Annotated in this window: 1 pseudogene; it reads right to left on the reverse strand. The window is 63.3% G+C overall.

Annotated features, from left to right (window positions below):
* Positions 1-1,786 (reverse strand): annotated as a pseudogene (locus RMN84_RS09130) (DNA-directed RNA polymerase subunit beta); the annotation flags it as partial.

Here is a 1,786-nt window from a genome sequence, read left to right on the forward strand (position 1 = left end):
TCATCATTTTCCAGGAACGGAATGAGCGATGCGGCAACCGAGACGAGTTGCTTGGGGCTGACGTCCATCAGCGTGATCGTGTCGCGCGGCGCCATCAGGAAGTCGCCAGCGCGGCGGCTCGAGACGATTTCCTCGCCGAACGTGCCGGCAGGCAGGATTTCGGCGTTCGCCTGGGCGATGGTGTGCTTCACTTCTTCCATCGCCGACAGATAGACGACCTCGTCGGTCACCTTGTGGTCGATGACCTTGCGGTACGGCGTCTCGATGAAGCCGTACTTGTTCACCCGGCTGAAGCTGGCGAGCGAGTTGATCAGGCCGATGTTCGGGCCTTCGGGAGTCTCGATCGGGCAGATCCGGCCGTAATGGGTCGGGTGGACGTCGCGGACTTCGAAGCCGGCGCGCTCACGGGTCAAACCACCCGGCCCGAGCGCCGACACGCGGCGCTTGTGGGTGACTTCCGACAGCGGGTTGGTCTGATCCATGAACTGCGACAGCTGCGAGCTGCCGAAGAATTCACGCACCGCGGCGACCGCCGGCTTGGCGTTGATCAGGTCGTTGGGCATGACGGTCGACACGTCGACGCTGCTCATTCGTTCCTTGACCGCACGCTCCATGCGCAGGAGGCCGACGCGATACTGGTTCTCGAGCAGCTCGCCGACCGAGCGCACGCGGCGGTTGGCGAGGTTGTCGATATCGTCGATATCGCCCTTGCCATCCTTGAGGTTGACCAGCTCCTGCACGACCGCGAGGATGTCCTCGCGGCGCAGCGTGGTGACCGTGTCCTCGGCGTCGAGGCCAAGGCGCATGTTGAGCTTGACCCGGCCGACGGCGCTGAGGTCGTAGCGGTCGGGATCGAAGAACAGGCCGTAGAACAGCGCGTCGGCAGTCTCGCGCGTCGGCGGCTCGCCGGGGCGCATGACGCGGTAGATGTCGCTCAGCGCGCTGTCGCCATCCTCGGACTTGTCGGCCTTGAGCGTGTTGCGGATCCACGGACCAGTGTTGACGTAATCAATGTCGAGCAGCTCGAGCCGGTCGGTGCCGGCCTTGTCGAGCTTCTCGAGATTCTCGGCCGACACTTCGTCGCCCGCCTCAATGTAGATTTCGCCGGTCGAGCCATCGACGAGGTCATAGGCGGAGAAGCGACCGAAGATTTCCTCGGTCGGGATGATGAGGTTGGCGAGGCCGTCCTTGGCCGCCTTGTTGGCCAGCCGCGGGCTGATCTTCTCGTGCGCCTTGAACATGACTTCGCCGGTGTCGGCGTTGATGACGTCATGAGCCGGCTTCTGTCCGCGCCACTGGTCGCTGACATAAGGGATCTGCCAGCCGTTGGGACCGCGGACGTAGACCACCTTCTTGTAAAAGGTGTTGAGGATTTCCTCGCTCGACAGGCCAAGCGCGTGGAGCAAGGCGGTGACCGGAAGCTTGCGCTTGCGATCGATGCGGACGTTGACGATGTCCTTGGCGTCGAATTCGAAATCGAGCCAGCTGCCGCGATACGGAATGACCCGGGCGGCGAACAAATACTTGCCCGACGAATGGGTCTTGCCGCGGTCATGGTCGAACAGGACGCCCGGGCTACGGTGCATCTGGCTGACGATCACCCGCTCGGTGCCGTTGATGATGAAGGTGCCGTTCATGGTCATGAGCGGCATGTCGCCCATGTACACGTCCTGCTCCTTGATATCGATGACCGACTTGGCTTCGGTGTCGGGGTCGATCTCGAAGCTGGTCAGGCGCAGCGTCACCCGCATCGGCGCGGCATAGGTCAGCCCGCGCTGGCGGCACT

The organism is Sphingomonas sp. (genome assembly GCF_031380695.1).
In the GTDB taxonomy this organism is placed as follows: Bacteria; Pseudomonadota; Alphaproteobacteria; order Sphingomonadales; family Sphingomonadaceae; genus Sphingomicrobium.